This window comes from Novosphingopyxis baekryungensis DSM 16222 (assembly GCF_000420305.1).
In the GTDB taxonomy this organism is placed as follows: Bacteria; Pseudomonadota; Alphaproteobacteria; order Sphingomonadales; family Sphingomonadaceae; genus Novosphingopyxis; species Novosphingopyxis baekryungensis.
Window position 1 is genome coordinate 272,624 of record NZ_ATUR01000002.1, and the last position, 15,175, is coordinate 287,798.

General features: G+C 65.3%; 15 protein-coding genes and 1 tRNA gene. 13 read left to right on the top strand and 3 right to left on the bottom strand.

The features are described from left to right. Window positions 1-13 precede the first annotated feature (13 nt). Window positions 14-919 carry an alpha/beta fold hydrolase gene (locus G410_RS0101420; RefSeq protein WP_022671877.1) on the top strand — a complete coding sequence of 302 codons (906 nt, stop codon included), beginning with the start codon at window positions 14-16 and terminating at the stop codon, window positions 917-919. Between the two features lie 33 nt (window positions 920-952). On the opposite strand, the gene G410_RS0101425 is transcribed toward G410_RS0101420, so the two are convergent. After that, window positions 953-1,333: a DUF2332 family protein gene (locus tag G410_RS0101425; protein WP_022671878.1), complete on the bottom strand. Its 381-nt coding sequence runs from the start codon at window positions 1,331-1,333 to the stop codon at window positions 953-955. Window positions 1,334-1,370: 37 nt separating this feature from the next. Between G410_RS0101425 and hisG the strand changes: the two genes are divergently transcribed. From hisG to G410_RS0101460, 7 genes are all read left to right on the top strand, one after another. Continuing rightward, window positions 1,371-2,039: an ATP phosphoribosyltransferase gene (hisG, locus tag G410_RS0101430; RefSeq protein ID WP_022671879.1), complete on the top strand. Its 669-nt coding sequence runs from the start codon at window positions 1,371-1,373 to the stop codon at window positions 2,037-2,039. Further along, window positions 2,026-3,315, top strand: a complete 1,290-nt coding sequence (gene hisD / locus G410_RS0101435; RefSeq protein ID WP_022671880.1) for a histidinol dehydrogenase — start codon at window positions 2,026-2,028, stop codon at window positions 3,313-3,315. The genes hisG and hisD overlap by 14 nt, the downstream gene beginning before the upstream one ends. Window positions 3,316-3,369: 54 nt before the next feature. Further along, window positions 3,370-3,825: a transcription antitermination factor NusB gene (gene nusB, locus G410_RS0101440; protein WP_022671881.1), complete on the top strand. Its 456-nt coding sequence runs from the start codon at window positions 3,370-3,372 to the stop codon at window positions 3,823-3,825. Between the two features lie 82 nt (window positions 3,826-3,907). Then, window positions 3,908-4,816 (top strand): thiamine-phosphate kinase, encoded by a 909-nt coding sequence (gene thiL / locus G410_RS0101445; RefSeq protein WP_022671882.1) that lies wholly within the window; start codon window positions 3,908-3,910, stop codon window positions 4,814-4,816. 112 nt (window positions 4,817-4,928) lie between these two features. Beyond that, entirely contained in the window at window positions 4,929-7,067 is a 2,139-nt protein-coding gene (locus G410_RS0101450; protein ID WP_022671883.1) for a sodium-translocating pyrophosphatase, read from the top strand. Between the two features lie 92 nt (window positions 7,068-7,159). After that, a complete protein-coding gene (locus tag G410_RS15165) occupies window positions 7,160-8,338 on the top strand; it encodes a GNAT family N-acetyltransferase (protein WP_022671884.1) in 1,179 nt (392 codons plus the stop codon). Further along, window positions 8,335-9,180, top strand: a complete 846-nt coding sequence (locus tag G410_RS0101460) for a cupin domain-containing protein (RefSeq protein ID WP_022671885.1) — start codon at window positions 8,335-8,337, stop codon at window positions 9,178-9,180. Before G410_RS15165 ends, G410_RS0101460 begins: the two co-directional genes overlap by 4 nt. A 12-nt stretch (window positions 9,181-9,192) precedes the next feature. Here G410_RS0101460 and G410_RS0101465 read toward each other — a convergent pair whose 3' ends face one another. Then, window positions 9,193-9,858 (bottom strand): hypothetical protein, encoded by a 666-nt coding sequence (locus tag G410_RS0101465; protein ID WP_022671886.1) that lies wholly within the window; start codon window positions 9,856-9,858, stop codon window positions 9,193-9,195. 155 nt (window positions 9,859-10,013) lie between these two features. Continuing rightward, window positions 10,014-12,719 (bottom strand): TonB-dependent receptor, encoded by a 2,706-nt coding sequence (locus G410_RS0101470; protein WP_022671887.1) that lies wholly within the window; start codon window positions 12,717-12,719, stop codon window positions 10,014-10,016. Window positions 12,720-12,973: 254 nt separating this feature from the next. On the opposite strand from G410_RS0101470, the gene infA reads away from it, so the two are divergent. The 5 genes from infA (at window position 12,974) to G410_RS0101495 (ending at window position 15,140) form a co-directional block, all read left to right on the top strand. Beyond that, entirely contained in the window at window positions 12,974-13,192 is a 219-nt protein-coding gene (gene infA / locus G410_RS0101475) for a translation initiation factor IF-1 (protein ID WP_022671888.1), read from the top strand. 7 nt (window positions 13,193-13,199) lie between these two features. Beyond that, window positions 13,200-13,790, top strand: coding sequence for a Maf family protein (locus G410_RS0101480; RefSeq protein ID WP_022671889.1), 591 nt, complete (start codon window positions 13,200-13,202; stop codon window positions 13,788-13,790). Beyond that, a complete protein-coding gene (locus tag G410_RS15170; RefSeq protein WP_022671890.1) occupies window positions 13,783-14,772 on the top strand; it encodes a ribonuclease E/G in 990 nt (329 codons plus the stop codon). The genes G410_RS0101480 and G410_RS15170 overlap by 8 nt, the downstream gene beginning before the upstream one ends. Further along, window positions 14,769-14,942 (top strand): DNA gyrase inhibitor YacG, encoded by a 174-nt coding sequence (locus tag G410_RS17590; RefSeq protein WP_022671891.1) that lies wholly within the window; start codon window positions 14,769-14,771, stop codon window positions 14,940-14,942. Before G410_RS15170 ends, G410_RS17590 begins: the two co-directional genes overlap by 4 nt. A 122-nt stretch (window positions 14,943-15,064) precedes the next feature. Beyond that, a tRNA-Phe gene (locus G410_RS0101495) sits at window positions 15,065-15,140 on the top strand. Window positions 15,141-15,175: the final 35 nt, after the last annotated feature.

Genomic DNA, 15,175 nt, shown 5'->3' on the forward strand with positions numbered 1-15,175 from the left:
ACAGGAGAGTTTGATGCCCGTTAGCGTGCCCGAATATGAACTGACCCGCCACAGGCTGGCCACCGGCGTGGAGATCGACACCGTCGACGTGGGGCCGAAGGATGCGCCGGTGCTGATCTTCCTGCACGGTTTTCCCGAAAGCCACCGGACCTGGCGGCATGAGATCGAACATTTCAGGGACCGTTTCCGCTGCATCGCGCCGGATCAGCGCGGCTATTGCGGATCGTCCAAGCCGCAGGACGTGGCGAGCTATTCCGCGGACAAGCTGATCGGGGATATCTTTGCGCTGGCCGATGCCTGCGGCGTGGAGACGTTCACCGTGGTCGGCCATGATTGGGGCGGCGCGATCGCCTGGGGCGTGGCGCTGACCGGGCAGGGCAATGGCCGGGTGGAGCGGCTGGTGATCGCCAATGCGCCGCACCCCTGGCTCTATCAGCGCGCGCTGATCAACAGCCCGCAGCAACGCGAAAGCGCGCAATATATCCGCGCTTTCCGCGACACCGACAATGACGAACTGGTGCGCGAACACGGGCTGGTTGGCCTGCTCGCCAAGGCGGTGAAGTGGCAGCGCAGCGATGCCATGCCCGATGAGGAACGCGACCGGATGCTGGCCGACTGGAAGGACCGGGATGCCGCCTTCGGCATGCTCAACTGGTATCGCGCCTCGCAGATGTTCGTGCCCGCGATGGACGAGGATGCGACCATGCCCGATTTCGCCACGCGGGCGTTTCCGAAGATCACGATTCCCACGCTGGTGGTCTGGGCGCTCGACGATCTGGCGCTGCCGCCGGTCAACACCGATGGCATGGACGATCTGGTGACGGACCTGACGCTGGTGAAAATTCCCGGCAGCGGCCATTTCGTGCCGTGGGAAGCACCGGACAAGGTGATCGACGCGATGGACGGATTTCTGGGATAGCATGCCTTTCCCGGCGGGGGAGGGCGCTATCTGTCAGCCCCGCCACTCCATCCAGGCACCATAAGCGTGCGCTGTCGCCAGCAGCCTGGGGTCTTCGCCGCCGGGCCAGTAACGCGCGGTCAGCGCGTGGCCCAGCAGGCTGCGATCCGCCTCCAGCGACAGCCATGCGAGCGGACCGTCCGCCCTGCCGCTGCGCCGCTGGATTCCATCGCGCAACGGCAGGGCGTCCGCCAGTGCCGGTCCCTGCCAATCGAGAACATGTCGTCCGGTCTCGGTCGATCGGTCCAGCGCCGCCGCCAGCGCGCCCACGACAGCCGCGGTGATCGGCGCGTCGTTCGCCCGGCAATAGCTCACCTGATTGGCGAAAGCGGCCTGCGGGGTGTCTGCAGCCATCATTTCCGGGTCCTGCTTCATTGTGCTTTGATATCCCATTCTCTACATCGCGGCCATCATGGACCGTCCAATCATCTTCGCCATCCCCAAGGGCCGCATTCTCGATGAGGCGCTGCCCGTCATGAAAGCCGCCGGCATCGAGCCGGAGCCGGGCTTTTTCGACAAATCCAACCGCGCGCTGGAATTTGCCACCAATCGCGACGATGTGCGGCTGATCCGCGTGCGGGCCTTCGATGTGGCGACTTTCGTGGCGCATGGCGCGGCGCAGATCGGCATCGTCGGATCGGACGTGATCGAGGAGTTCGGCTATTCCGAGCTTTATGCGCCCGTCGATCTGGGCATCGGCCAGTGCCGACTGTCGGTGGCCGAGCCAAAGGATGCCGACCCCGCCGAGGCGCTGAGTGCACTCAGCCATGTGCGCGTCGCCACCAAATATCCGGCGCTGGCCCGCCGCTGGTTCGCCGCCAAGGGTGTGCAGGCCGAGCTGGTGAAGCTGAATGGCGCGATGGAACTGGCCCCGGCGCTCGGCCTGTCGCGGCGCATCGTCGATCTGGTGTCGACCGGCAAGACGTTGAAGGAAAACGGGCTGGTCGAAACCGAGACCATCATGGATATCTCCGCCCGCCTCATCGTCAATCGTGCGGCGTTCAAGATGATGTCCGGCACGCTGCCCGCATTGGTCGAGCGGTTCCGCGAGATTGCAGGAGCGTCCCGTGAAGCGGCTTGATGCAGGCGACCCAGGGTTCGCCGGGGCGTTTCAGTCCATCGTCACCGCGCGGCGGGAAAGCGACCCGGATGTGGCGCGCGATGTGGCCGGTTTCCTTGCGCAGGTCCGCAGCGATGGCGATGAGGCCGTGGCCGCGCTGACCCGGCGTTTCGACAAGCATGATCTGAACCAAACCGGCTGGCGGATCGACCGCGACCTATGCGACGCCGCCCTGCGCGATCTGGACCCGGACCTGCGCGGCGCGCTCGAACTCGCGGCCACGCGCATCCGCGCCTATCATGCGGCGCAGCGGCCCAAGGATAGCGAGAGCGTGGACGATGCCGGGGTGCGCCTTGGCGCGCGCTGGCTGCCGGTGGATGCTGCGGGCGTCTATGTGCCCGGTGGCCGCGCGGCCTATCCCAGCTCGGTGCTGATGAACGCCATTCCTGCCAAAGTGGCGGGTGTCGAGCGTATCGTGATGGTAACCCCCACGCCGGGGGGCGAGGTTAACCAGCTGGTGCTGGCCGCCGCCGCGCTGGCCGGCGTGGACGAGGTCTGGCGCATCGGCGGCGCGCAGGCGATTGCGGCGCTGGCCTATGGCACCGAGACGATCGCGCCAGTGGATGTCGTCACCGGGCCGGGCAATGCCTGGGTGGCCGAGGCGAAGCGGCAGCTTTACGGCGTTGTCGGCATCGATATGGTCGCCGGCCCCAGCGAAATTCTGGTTATCGCGGATGGCCAGAACGATCCGGCGATCGTCGCCGCCGATCTGCTGAGCCAGGCGGAGCATGATCCCACCAGCCAGTCGATCCTGATCACCGACAGCCCGGCCCTTGCGAGCAAGGTAGAGGATGCGGTGGAGGTGCAGGCGGCGGCGCTGGCCACGCGTACATCCGCCGAGGCAAGCTGGCGCGATCATGGCGTCATCATCACCTTGGCCGCGCTGGACGACGCGATCCCGCTCGCCAACCGGCTGGCGGCCGAACATCTGCAACTGTCCGTGGCCGATCCCGAACGCCTGTTCGCGGGCATCCGCCATGCCGGATCGGTGTTTCTTGGCCGCCATACGCCCGAAGCGGTGGGCGATTATGTCGCCGGGCCAAATCACGTCCTGCCCACCGGGCGGCGCGCGCGCTTCTCCTCGGGGCTTTCGGTGCTCGATTTCATGAAGCGCACCAGTTTCATCCAGCTGGATGAGGCCGCGCTTGGTGCCATTGGCCCGGCCGCAGTGACGCTGGCCGATGCCGAAGGTTTGCCCGCCCATGCCGAAAGCGTGCGGCGGCGGCTGGAAAAATAAGCTAAACAGCACCGCAGACCTTCGCTTTCGGTTACTTTTGAATTGGTAGAATCCATGTCCAACACCCGCTCCCAACCCCGTTCCGCCGCCCGGCTGGCCGCCGTGCAGGCCCTGTATCAGAAGGATATGGAAGGCCTCGGCATCGCGCGGCTGCTGCGGGAATTTCACGAGCACCGTCTGGGCGAAGCGATCGAGGAAGAGCCGATTGCCGAGGCCGAGCCCGATTTCTTCGACGATGTGGTGACCGGCGTCGATGCGCGGCGGGACGAGATCGACATATTGATCGGCGTGCGGCTGGCCGATGGCTGGAAGCTGGAACGGCTCGACAAGACCATGCTGCAGGTGCTGCGCTGCGGCACGTACGAGCTGCTGGCGCGGGCCGACGTGCCGACCGGGGCGATCGTGAACGAATATGTCGATGTTGCGCATGCCTTTTTCGACGAGAAGGACGCCAAGTTCGTGAACGGGCTGCTCGATGCCATCTCGAAGGATGTGCGCAAGGGCGAGTAGGCCGGTAGGCCGGGCGCGCACAATATCGCGCGCAGCGGGACTTTTTCGACAAGCCGGCTCTCAACGGTCTAAGACAGGCGCCATGTCTGCCGAAACCACCTATATCGACCTGCTCCGTTCGCTGGCGACGCATCCGGGCGCGCGCGCCTTTGCCGACGACGCGGCGCTGCTGCCCGTGGGCGGCGAAACGCTGATCCTTACGCATGATTCCATCGCGGAGGGGGTGCATGTCCGCCATGGCACCGATCCCGCCGATGTCGCGTGGAAGCTGATCGCCACCAATCTGTCCGATCTTGCCGCCAAGGGGGCGGAGCCGCTGGGCGTGCTGACCAGCCATGCGCTGGGCGCGGCGGACTGGGATGCGGGCTTTGTGGAGGGCCTGCGCGCCGTGCTCCACCGCTATGACGTGCCGTTGCTGGGCGGCGACACGATCCGCTTGCCCGCCGATGCGCCGCGCGTGTTCGGCTGCACCGCCATCGGGCGCGCGACATGCGATCCGGTGCCCGCACGGTCCGGCGCGCAGCCGGGCGATGGTTTATGGCTGATCGGCGCGATCGGCGATGCCTTTGCGGGGTTCACGCTGTTGGAAGCGGGGGACGTGCCGCATCGCAGCCTTGCCGATGCCTATCTGCGCCCCAGGCCTTTGCTGGATGAGGGCCGCGCGCTGGCGCCGCTCGTCAACGCCATGATGGACGTGAGCGACGGGGTGCTGGTCGATGCCGCCCGCATGGCCAGGGCCAGCGGCCTTTCGCTCGATATCCGGCGGGACGCGATCCCCCTGTCGCAGGCCGCCCGCGCCGCCGTCCCGGACCGGCTGGAGGAGGCGATCCGCTGGGGGGACGATTATGCGCTGCTGGCCGCCGCGCCGCCAGAGGCCAGGTTGCCGGTGCCCGCCACCTGCATTGGACGCTTCGGCGCGCCGTCAAGTAGAGGCGTGGCATTGGATGGACAGCGATTGGACGAGGCGGCAACGGGCGGGTATCTGCACTAGACCATGTCTGGCGTTTACGCCTTGTCAATTGGCCCGCTTCGGTTACTCCTATGGTCAAGTTGCCCGAAAATGAGGCGACAGTTCAGGGATTCACGAGAGGAGGTCTGAAGCCATGTCCATCACGACCATTGCGATCATTTGCGGCATTATCGCCGTACTTTACGGGTTCATTACCAGCAGGCAGGTGCTCGCCGCCCATGCCGGTAATGAGAAAATGCAGGAAATCGCCGCTGCCATCCAGACCGGGGCGCAGGCCTATCTTGGCCGTCAATACCGCACCATCGCCCTGGTTGGCGTGGTGGTTGCGATCCTGGTCTTCGTTTTTCTCGGGCTGACATCGGCCATCGGCTTTGCCATCGGTGCGATTCTGTCCGGGGTGGCAGGCTATATCGGCATGAACATTTCGGTGCGCGCCAATGTGCGCACCGCGCAGGCGGCATCGACCAGCCTGCAGAGCGGCCTGACGGTGGCTTTTCGGGCGGGCGCTGTCACTGGCATGCTGGTGGCGGGGCTGGCGCTGCTCGCGATCTCGGTGTTCTTCTGGTACCTCACCGGCCCCGCCGGTCTGCGGCCGGACAACCGCACGGTGATCGACGCGCTGGTGGCGCTGGCCTTTGGCGCCTCGCTCATTTCAATCTTCGCACGGCTGGGCGGCGGCATCTTCACCAAGGCGGCGGATGTCGGCGCGGATCTGGTCGGCAAGGTGGAGGCGGGCATTCCCGAGGATGATCCACGCAATCCCGCGACCATCGCCGACAATGTGGGCGACAATGTGGGCGATTGCGCTGGCATGGCCGCCGATCTGTTCGAGACTTACGTGGTGACCGTGGGCGCGACGATGGTGCTGTCTGCGCTGCTGGTCGACGTCGGCAATGCGGCGCTCCTCAACCTGATGAGCCTGCCGTTGCTGATCGGCGGCGTGTGTATCATCACCTCCATCATCGGCACCTATTTCGTCCGGCTCGGCACATCGCAGAACATCATGGGCGCGCTGTACAAGGGGTTTCTGGTCACCACCATTTTGTCGATCCCGGCCATCTATCTGGCGACGCAGTTCGTGTTCGGTGACATGAACACGCCGATCGGCGGCGACATGGCGACCGATGGTTTCACCACCGAAGTCAGCGCGGCCACCGTGGCGACCTTCACCGGCATGGATCTCTTCTTTTCCATGATGGTGGGACTGGCCGTCACCGGGCTGATCATCTGGATCACCGAATATTATACCGGCACGGCCTATCGCCCCGTCCGCTCGATCGCCAAGGCGTCCGAAACCGGGCATGGCACCAATGTGATCCAGGGGCTGGCGATATCGCTGGAATCGACCGCCTTGCCCACGCTGGTGATCGTGGTGGGCATCGTGATGGCCTATCAGCTGGCCGGCCTCATGGGCATCGCCTTTGCCGCCACTGCCATGCTGGCGCTGGCGGGCATGGTCGTGGCGCTGGACGCTTATGGTCCGGTGACCGACAATGCCGGCGGCATCGCCGAGATGGCCGGTCTGGAGGAGAGCGTGCGCGAGAAGACCGACGCGCTGGATGCCGTCGGCAACACCACCAAGGCGGTGACCAAGGGCTATGCCATCGGCTCGGCCGGGCTGGCCGCACTGGTGCTGTTCGGCGCGTACACCACCGATCTGGACGAGTTCTTCCCCGATCTCGACGTCGATTTTTCGCTGAGCAACCCTTATGTCATCGTCGGCCTGCTGCTGGGCGCCTTGCTGCCCTATCTGTTCGGCGCGATGGGGATGACCGCGGTGGGCAGAGCCGCCGGGGCCGTGGTCGAAGAAGTGCGCGGGCAGTTTCGTGACAATCCCGGCATCATGGCGGGAACGTCCAAACCGGATTACGGCCGCACGGTCGATCTGGTGACCAAGGCGGCGATCAAGGAGATGATCATCCCGTCGCTGCTGCCGGTGCTGGCGCCGATCGTCGTCTATTTCGTCATCACCTGGGTGGCCGGGCAGGCCAATGGCTTTGCCGCACTCGGGGCGTTGCTCCTCGGCGTGATCGTGTCCGGCCTGTTCGTCGCACTGTCGATGACGGCGGGCGGCGGCGCCTGGGACAATGCCAAGAAATATATCGAGGACGGCAACCATGGCGGCAAAGGTTCCGAGGCGCACAAGGCCGCGGTAACCGGCGACACCGTTGGCGATCCGTACAAGGACACCGCCGGGCCGGCGGTCAATCCGATGATCAAGATCACCAATATTGTCGCGCTGCTGTTGCTTGCGGCGCTCGCTGCGGGATAAGGGGGGCAAGGGCCGCCGGTTTGCGCCGGTGGCCTTAGCCAAATCTTTCCAATTATGGCCTAGGCGGCTTGCATGGAGCGCGCCGCTTGAACATGATCACCCAACCTATCGTGCCGGATGGAGCCCATAAAGCGTTCAGCGCTCAGGCTGATGCGCCGCAGGCCGAGTGCATTGGCGCATCCGCTATCGCCGAGGCATTGCTGCTGGGCTGGCAGTCGCTCGAGCAGCGTCTGCGCGAACCGAATATCTTCTGCGAAAGCCGGTTTCTGCCAGCCGCGCTCTCCCATTGCGATCCGGAGGGTCGGGCCAGACTTTTCGTGCTGTGGGCGGGTGCCCCCCGGTGCAGCCCGCTGCTCGGCCTCATGCCACTCTCGCTCGAGCGTCTCTACGGTAGCCGGCGGCTGCCGAACTGGCAGAACTGGCAGCATCCCAACGCCTTTCTGGGAAATCCACTGATCGCGCCGGGGCATGAACGGGCTTTCTGGCGCGCGCTGCTCGACATGCTCGACCGATCGGCCGGCATGGGGCTGTTCTTTCACATCGACAATCTGGCGCTGGACGGTGCCGGCGCTGAGGCCCTGCAGGCGCTGTGCCGTGAAGAGGGACGGCGCTGCGATCTCGTGCGGCGGCATGAGCGGGCCTTTCTGCGGTCCGATCTTGGCGGCGAGGCCTATTTCGAACAGGCGGTGCGCGGCAAGAAACGCAAGGAACTGCGGCGTCAGAAACGGCGGCTGGAGGATATGGGCACGCTGCGTTTCCTGCGCAGCGATGGGCGGCAGGATCTTGACGGCTGGATCGACGCCTTCCTGACATTGGAGGCATCCGGCTGGAAGGGGCAGGAACAGAGCGCGCTGGGCAGCCAGGACCGCACGCGGGCGCTGTTTTGCGACATGCTTGGCGCGATGGCCCAGGCGGGCAAGCTGGAGCTGTTGTCGCTGGAATTCGAGGGCGCGCCGATTGCCATGCTGGTGAACCTGCAATCGGGGGACGGCATCTTCAGCTTCAAGACGACGTTCGACGAGTCCTTTGCGCGCTTCTCACCCGGCGTGCTGCTGCAGATCGAAAATTATGCCATGCTGGACCGGCCGGATATCCATTGGGCCGATAGCTGTGCGGCGCCGGACCATCCGATGATCGACAGCCTCTGGACCGAACGCCGTGCGATCGGCCGCCTGTCGATCGCGATTGGCGGCCCACTGCGCCGCAAGGCGTTCGACGCGCTGCGCTGGATGGAGGATCATATGGCCAAACGGCAGGGGAGCAAGGGATGACGAAGGTTTTCGATGACGCGACGATTGCGCGCTTTGCGAATCACTATCCCGAAACCCCGCATCGGCTGGACCATCATTTGCCCGCGCACGCGCTGCTGACGCTGGAGGCGATTGCGCGCCTGGGCGAGAGCTTGCCCGCTGCCAGCGTGGAATATAATCCCGGTGACCTGCCCGTCGGCATCGATGCCGAAGCGGTGCCCGCCAATGGCCTGTCCATCGGCGAAACCATCCGCACCATCGATGTCTGCAAGAGCTGGGCCGTGCTCAAGAATATCGAACAGATGCCCGAATATCGGGCGCTGCTGCTGCAGCTTCTGGCCGAACTGCAACCGTCGATCGAGGCCAAGACCGGGCGGATGTTGCGCCCGCAGGGGTTCATTTTCGTATCCTCGCCCGGATCGATGACGCCCTATCATTTCGATCCGGAGCACAATATCCTGCTGCAATTGCGCGGCAGCAAGACGATGACGCAGTTTCCGGCGGGCGACGCGCGTTTTGCCGATCCCACCGCGCATGAAGCCTATCATTCGGGCCATCAGCGCAATCTGGCCTGGCATGATGACTTTGCCGGGGACGGACTCGCCATCGATCTGGCACCGGGGCAGGCGGTGTTCGTACCCGTGATGGCCCCGCATTTCGTGCGCAACGGGCCGGAGCCGTCGATCTCACTCTCGATCACCTGGCGCAGCGACTGGAGCTTTGCCGAGGCCGACGCCCATGGCCTGAACCGTTTGCTGCGGCGGGCCGGCCTCAAGCCCAAAGCCCCCGGCCGCTTTCCGCAAAGCAACAGCGCCAAAGCCTATGCCTTTCGCGCGCTGCGCAAGATCGGACTGGCCGGGTAGCAGGCCTGCCGTTCAACCCGCCAGCAGTCGCGGCTCCTCCACAGTCTGAGCCGCCGCCTCTTCTTCCGGCGCATCGCTGCCGCCTTTCCAGCGGGCGATCATGGTCAGCGCGATCAGCTCGATGGTCAGCAGCGCGGCGGGAAGGGCGGCGCTGCGGGCTTCCTGCATCAGCACGCTGGTGAAGATGGCGATGGTGGTGATGATGGCGGCGGCAAAGCGCTGGGCCGTGCCGACGCGGGCCCAGTCGCATTCCAGCAGAAACCAGGCGGTGATCAGCGGGCGGGCCGACAGGATCAGGAACAGCACCGTCAGCGTCTGCATGGAGAAGCGGTTGCCGTCGTTCACGCCGCCGGGCATCCATGCGGGCGCGGCATGCGGCTGCAGGCCGAAGAGGTGGACGAAAGGATAGCCGGCAAGCGCGCCGGAAAACAGAATGAGGGCGCTTGGCAGCAGGATGAAGGCCGCCACGGCATAGCGGGACAGGGTCTCGCGCCCCTCGGCATGGCGCGGCATCTCCCGCAGCGCCCTCAGGAGGCAGCGAAAGGCAAAAGCGAGCGGGTGGCCCGCCTCATCGGCCTCGCGGAAGCCTGCCAGCATGTCACGCGCCCAATCCTGCCGACTGTTGCCGAGGCAGGCGATGGCAATCACCATGAGGATCTTGGCCAGCGTATTGCTCATGCGGTGCCGCCGGCAGGGCAGGCGCGAGCGGTGCGGTGATCGGCGGGCTGCCGGCAAGCCGATGGAAAGCCTGCCGGTGTGATATGGAAACTGACCATGCGGCCATAGTGGCAGAGCCGCCGGGGCTCCGCAATCGGATCATGCGGCGGCAAGCCTCAGAACCGTTTGCGGAAATCGATCTCGATATAGCGGCCCACCGGATCGACGAATCCCGGCTGATAGCGCAGCGGCGTCACCCCGCTATCGTCGCGCACATCCTGGATCGCGCCGAACAGATTGTCGACGCGCAGGGACACACGGGTCCCCTTGAAGAAGCCGTTGTCCTTTTTCAGGACCTGTTCCAGATTGGCGAACAGGCGCAGATCGAAGGTGGCGATATCGCCGAAGAACAGATCGCTGCTGCCGGTCAGCGGATCACCGTTCACGCGCGTGGCGGACCGATAATTGCCCGCCAGACGGACCCCCATGCCCTTGTAGAACAGGCCGCTTTCCAGTTCGATCTGGTGTCGGGCCGTGCCACCGGATGCCCCCACGGCGTCGCCATCCAGCAAGTCCAGCACGGGCACGCCGGGACGGATCAGAATGTCATCCTTCAGCGTGTAGGTGTGATAGAGCGAGACGCGCCAGCGTCCCTTGCCGTCATCGCCGCCAAATGGATTGCCACCGCGGCGCCCGCGGCGGGGCTGCGGCTCGGCGGCAGGTTCGGGCGCTGCCGCCGCCTGCCCGCCATCGGAACTGTCCTGCTTCGCGGGCGCGCCGTCGCCCGGGGGCGTGGCCGCCGCCGTGCCATCGCCAGCCGGTGCGCTGCCCGTGGTCCGCCCTTCGGCGGCATCGGGACGACCGCGGTGGCGCGTATCGCCGCCGTCTGCAGCGCCATTGGCTGCGCCGCGCTCTCCGGCACCGGACGGCGCATCATTGCCGCCAAACTCGCCGCTATAGTTGATGCCCCAGCGGATGCGGTCGCTATTCACCTCGCTGAACGTCACCGGGCGCGCATCGAGTGCGATCAGACGCCCATCGGGCCCGCGCGTCACACGGTCGGCAAAGGCGGCTTCGATCGCGGGTGTGAGAAGCGGAAAGCTGTTGGTCACATCGCGCGACCGGTTGCGGTTATATTCCGCCTCGATCCGGAAATCCTCCAGGAAACCCGGCTCCCAGCCGATGTTGAATTTGATATCGCCCCGGCTCTCGGCAATCAGCGCGGGATTGCCGCCGCTGGTCCGGTCGATCAGCACCGATTGCCCGGTGGTGAAATCGAAAATCGGCACATTGGGCGTTATGATGATCGGCGATCCCAGATTGGAGATCGAGGGGGCCGCTTCCTCGCCGATATAACTGAACAGCAAACGCAGCGTCTCGGTCGGCTGCCAGGTGAAACCGCCGCCATAGCTGGTGATACCGCCGAAATCGGTGAGGTCTTTATAGCCGGCATTGGCGTTCAGCGTCAGATCGCCGATCGCGTCCAGCACCCCGTCGCGGCGGCTGGAAATGGGCAGCGAGATATTGCCGCCGATGCTGCCGGTCCCCCGGCCAAGATCGGTGGCGGTGGCGATGCCCGATCGCACGGCCAGGCCGGTGATATCCTGCCGGTTATAGCCGCCATTGACGCTGAGCCGCGCTTCACCGGCGGGCAGTGCAAAGAGTGCGCCCGATGTTTCGGCGGTCAGATCGGCGGTGCTCACAAGGCTGTCGGTCAGGTCCGGCTGAACGAAGCGCAAGTCCGCGCCGATATCGGCGGCAAAAGGATCGGCCAGGCCAGCGGCGACCAGCGCCTGCAACGCGGCGCCGTCCAGCGACCGGTCCGTCAGGACATGGCTGTCCACCTCGGAATAATTGGCGTTCACGGACCAGCGCCAGTCGTCCAGAGTGCCATTCAGTCCGGCGCTGGCCGATCCGGTCTGGGTGGTGGTCCTGCCCCGGAGCGGCTGGGGATCGGTGAACAGCCGCGTGACCGTGTCGCCCGTACCGGGAATGGTCAGGCCGAGCGACGGCAGGCCGTTCAGCGAAACACTGTCCTGCAGTTCATAGGCTCCGTTCAGCGACAGTGTGGTCTGTTCGCTCAAATTGCGGCTGTAGCTGGCGTTCAGCTTCCACTCGTCGCTCTGGCCGAGGAGGGTGCGGAACTGGCCCAGATCGGTCACCCCGGCGGGCAGCACCACATTGGCACCGACGGCAGGCTGAATGATACCGCGTTCGGCCTCCAGCAACGGGCTCTGGTGGGAATATTCCGCATCCAGGTTGAAACGGAAATCATCGCCGATGCGGGTGAGGCCCACTTCCGCTTCCTGCTTGGACCGTCCGCCGGCCCATGGCTGACCATATTCCACCTCGCCGATCACCGACGCGAAATTGTCCACCAGGATGAAGTTGAGCACGCGCTGGTCCGGCCGATAGCCATATTGCAGCGCCAGCTCTTCCGGAAAGATCTGCACACGGGCGATGGCTTCCGGCGGCAAATCGCGCAGTTCGCGGAAGCTGGAAATGCGGCGGCCGTTCAGGAGAATCACCGGTCGGCCGCCCCCACGACCACGCGCCGAACCGGCCTTGGGGCCCAGCAGATCGACCAGCTCGGTGATGGAAGACGCGCCATAGCCCGCAATCTCCTCCGGACTGATTTCTTCCAGCACGGGAATATCGGTGTCGATCTCGCCCTTCAGCCGGGTGGCGCGCACCACGATCTCGTCGCCATCATAGGCCTGTGGATCCACCGTTTCGCTGGGATCATTGTCGGCGGCGGTATCCGGAACGGCCAGATCCTGCGCCTGCGCGGCGGACCCGGCGATCAACGCCAGCGGCGCGGCCGAGGCGGCCAGCAGCGATCTGGCCAGGATGGATTTCGAATAGGAAAGGGGGAGGGTCATGATAGGAAGGCACTCTTGTTTTTCTGCGATTGCGGACATTTCCGCTTTTTGCCCCGCATGGCGTCGATCTAGCCCCTTCCAGACGCGCACGTAATGGCAATTCCTGTAACCAATTGTCGCCTGTCGGTTCTCAACCCATATTCATCGAACAGCAGTCCATCTTTCCTTTTGCTTGCAAGCGGTCTAGGGGGCGAACAATCTGTGGGGGCCACGGGTTTGAATCCCAATGCCCCGAAACCCAAGTTTGGATGAGAATGGCGAAAGAAGAACTATTGGAAATGCGCGGCCATGTCCGCGAACTCCTGCCCAACGCGATGTTCCGTGTGGAGCTGGAAAACGGTCATGAAATCCTTGGCCATACTGCAGGCAAGATGCGCAAGAACCGTATCCGCGTGCTGGTGGGCGATGAGGTGTTGGTGGAGCTGACCCCTTATGATCTCACCAAGGGCCGGATCACCTATCGCTTCAAATGAGGCTGGCATGAGTGCACCCGGCGCTGGCCCGGCGCTGGTCCTTGCCTCGTCCAGCCCGCGCCGCCGGGAATTGCTGGCACGGATCGACGTTGCGCCGGCGCGTGTGGCGTCCCCCGATATCGACGAGACACCCTTGCCGGGCGAGCTTCCGCGCGACTATGCGCTGCGGCTGGCCGAGCAGAAGGCGCGCGCGATTGTACGCGGCGAGGGCGAGTTGGTCCTTGCCGGGGATACCTGCGTGGCCCCGGGGCGGCGCATCCTGCAGCAGGCCAGCGATGCGGACATGAACCGGCGCTTCCTGGAGCTGCTTTCCGGCCGGCGGCACCGCGTCTACAGCGCGGTCAGCCTGATCGATGCCGATGGCGTGCAGCGCAGCAAATGCTCCGAAAACATCGTGAAATTCAAACCGCTGCATGCCGACGAGATTGCGGCCTATGTTGCCAGCGGAGAAGGCCTGGGCAAGGCGGGCGGCTATGCCATTCAGGGACGCGCCGAGGCGCTGATCCTGTGGATGTCCGGCAGCCATTCGGCGATCATGGGTCTGCCGCTCTATGAGACCCGGCTGCTCCTGAAACAGGCGGGCTATCCCATTGGATGAGTGGCTGTACGAGGACGGCATCGGCGAGGCGCGCGCGCTCCAGCTGGTGAACGGCGCGGTTGCGGCCATCCGGATCGAGCGGCAGGGCTGGCCGCGTGCGGGCACCGTGATCGGCACGGCGCGCCTGCGCAAGAAGCTCGGCCACCGCGCGCTGGTGGATATCGGCCATGACCGCGAAGCGCTGCTTTCTCCTATCCCGCCGGGCGCGACCGAAGGCGCCGATCTCACCGTTGAAATCACGCGCGAGGCGATGCGCGAGCGTGGACGGCCCAAGCTGCCGCTCGCCAGACCGAGCGCTGCGCCCGCATCCGCCGGGCAGGACCTGCGCGCGCGGATTGGCGAGGAAGGTGCGGTGCGGGATCTGCGCGCCGATGGGGCCGAATCGCTTGGCGATCATGGCTGGGACGATCTTCTGGAACAGGCGCGGCAAGGCCTGATTCCGTTCGACGGCGGCAGCCTGCGGATCGAGCATACGGCCGCCTTTACCTGTATCGATGTGGACGGCGATCTGCCGCCGCGTGCCCTGGCCCTCGCCGCAGCGCCGGAGGTGGCCCGCGCGATTGCGCTGTTCGATCTGCAGGGCAATATCGTGGTCGACTTCCCGACCTTGGCGGACAAGGCGGATCGCGCGGCACTGGCGGCGCTGTTCGATGACCGCTGCGGCTTTGCCTGTGAGCGGACGGCGGTCAACGGTTTCGGGCTATTGCAGATCGTGCGCCGCCGTGTACGCGCGTCGGTCAGCGAGACATTGCAGGGCCACGCCCCGGCCAGCACCGCCATCGCGCTGCTACGCCGGGGAGAACGGTCCGGCGGCCGCGGACAGCTGACGCTGCGCGCGCATCCGGCGGTCATCACATGGCTGGAACGCCATTTCCCGCTGGTCGAGGAGTTGGCGCGGCGTGTCGGCCGACCGGTGGTGATGGACCGTGAGCCAGACTTTCCCGTGCACGGGGCCGAAACGATCAACGAGGTGGAAGCATGAACGCCCCCAAGTGCCCGGCCTGTGGCAAGCCGGTGAGCAAGGATGCCGCGCCCTTCTGCAGCGCCGGCTGCAAGGACCGCGATCTGCTGAAATGGCTGGGCGACGGATATCGTATCCCCGGCCCGCCCGTGCCGCCCGAGAGCATCGGGCAGGAGTATGACGAGGATTGAGCGCGCAAAAAACTTTGCGCCCATGTTGAGGGCGAAAGGGGGCTGGACAAGCCTGCCCGCCCCCGACTATAGGCCCATCTTCCGCAGGCGGCGGAGCGTAGAGCTTCCCGCATAAGCGATGTGCCCGAGTAGCTCAGTTGGTAGAGCATACGACTGAAAATCGTAGTGTCGGTGGTTCAATTCCTCCCTCGGGCACCATTTTCTGAAAAGACAGAAAACGGCCACGCTAGGCG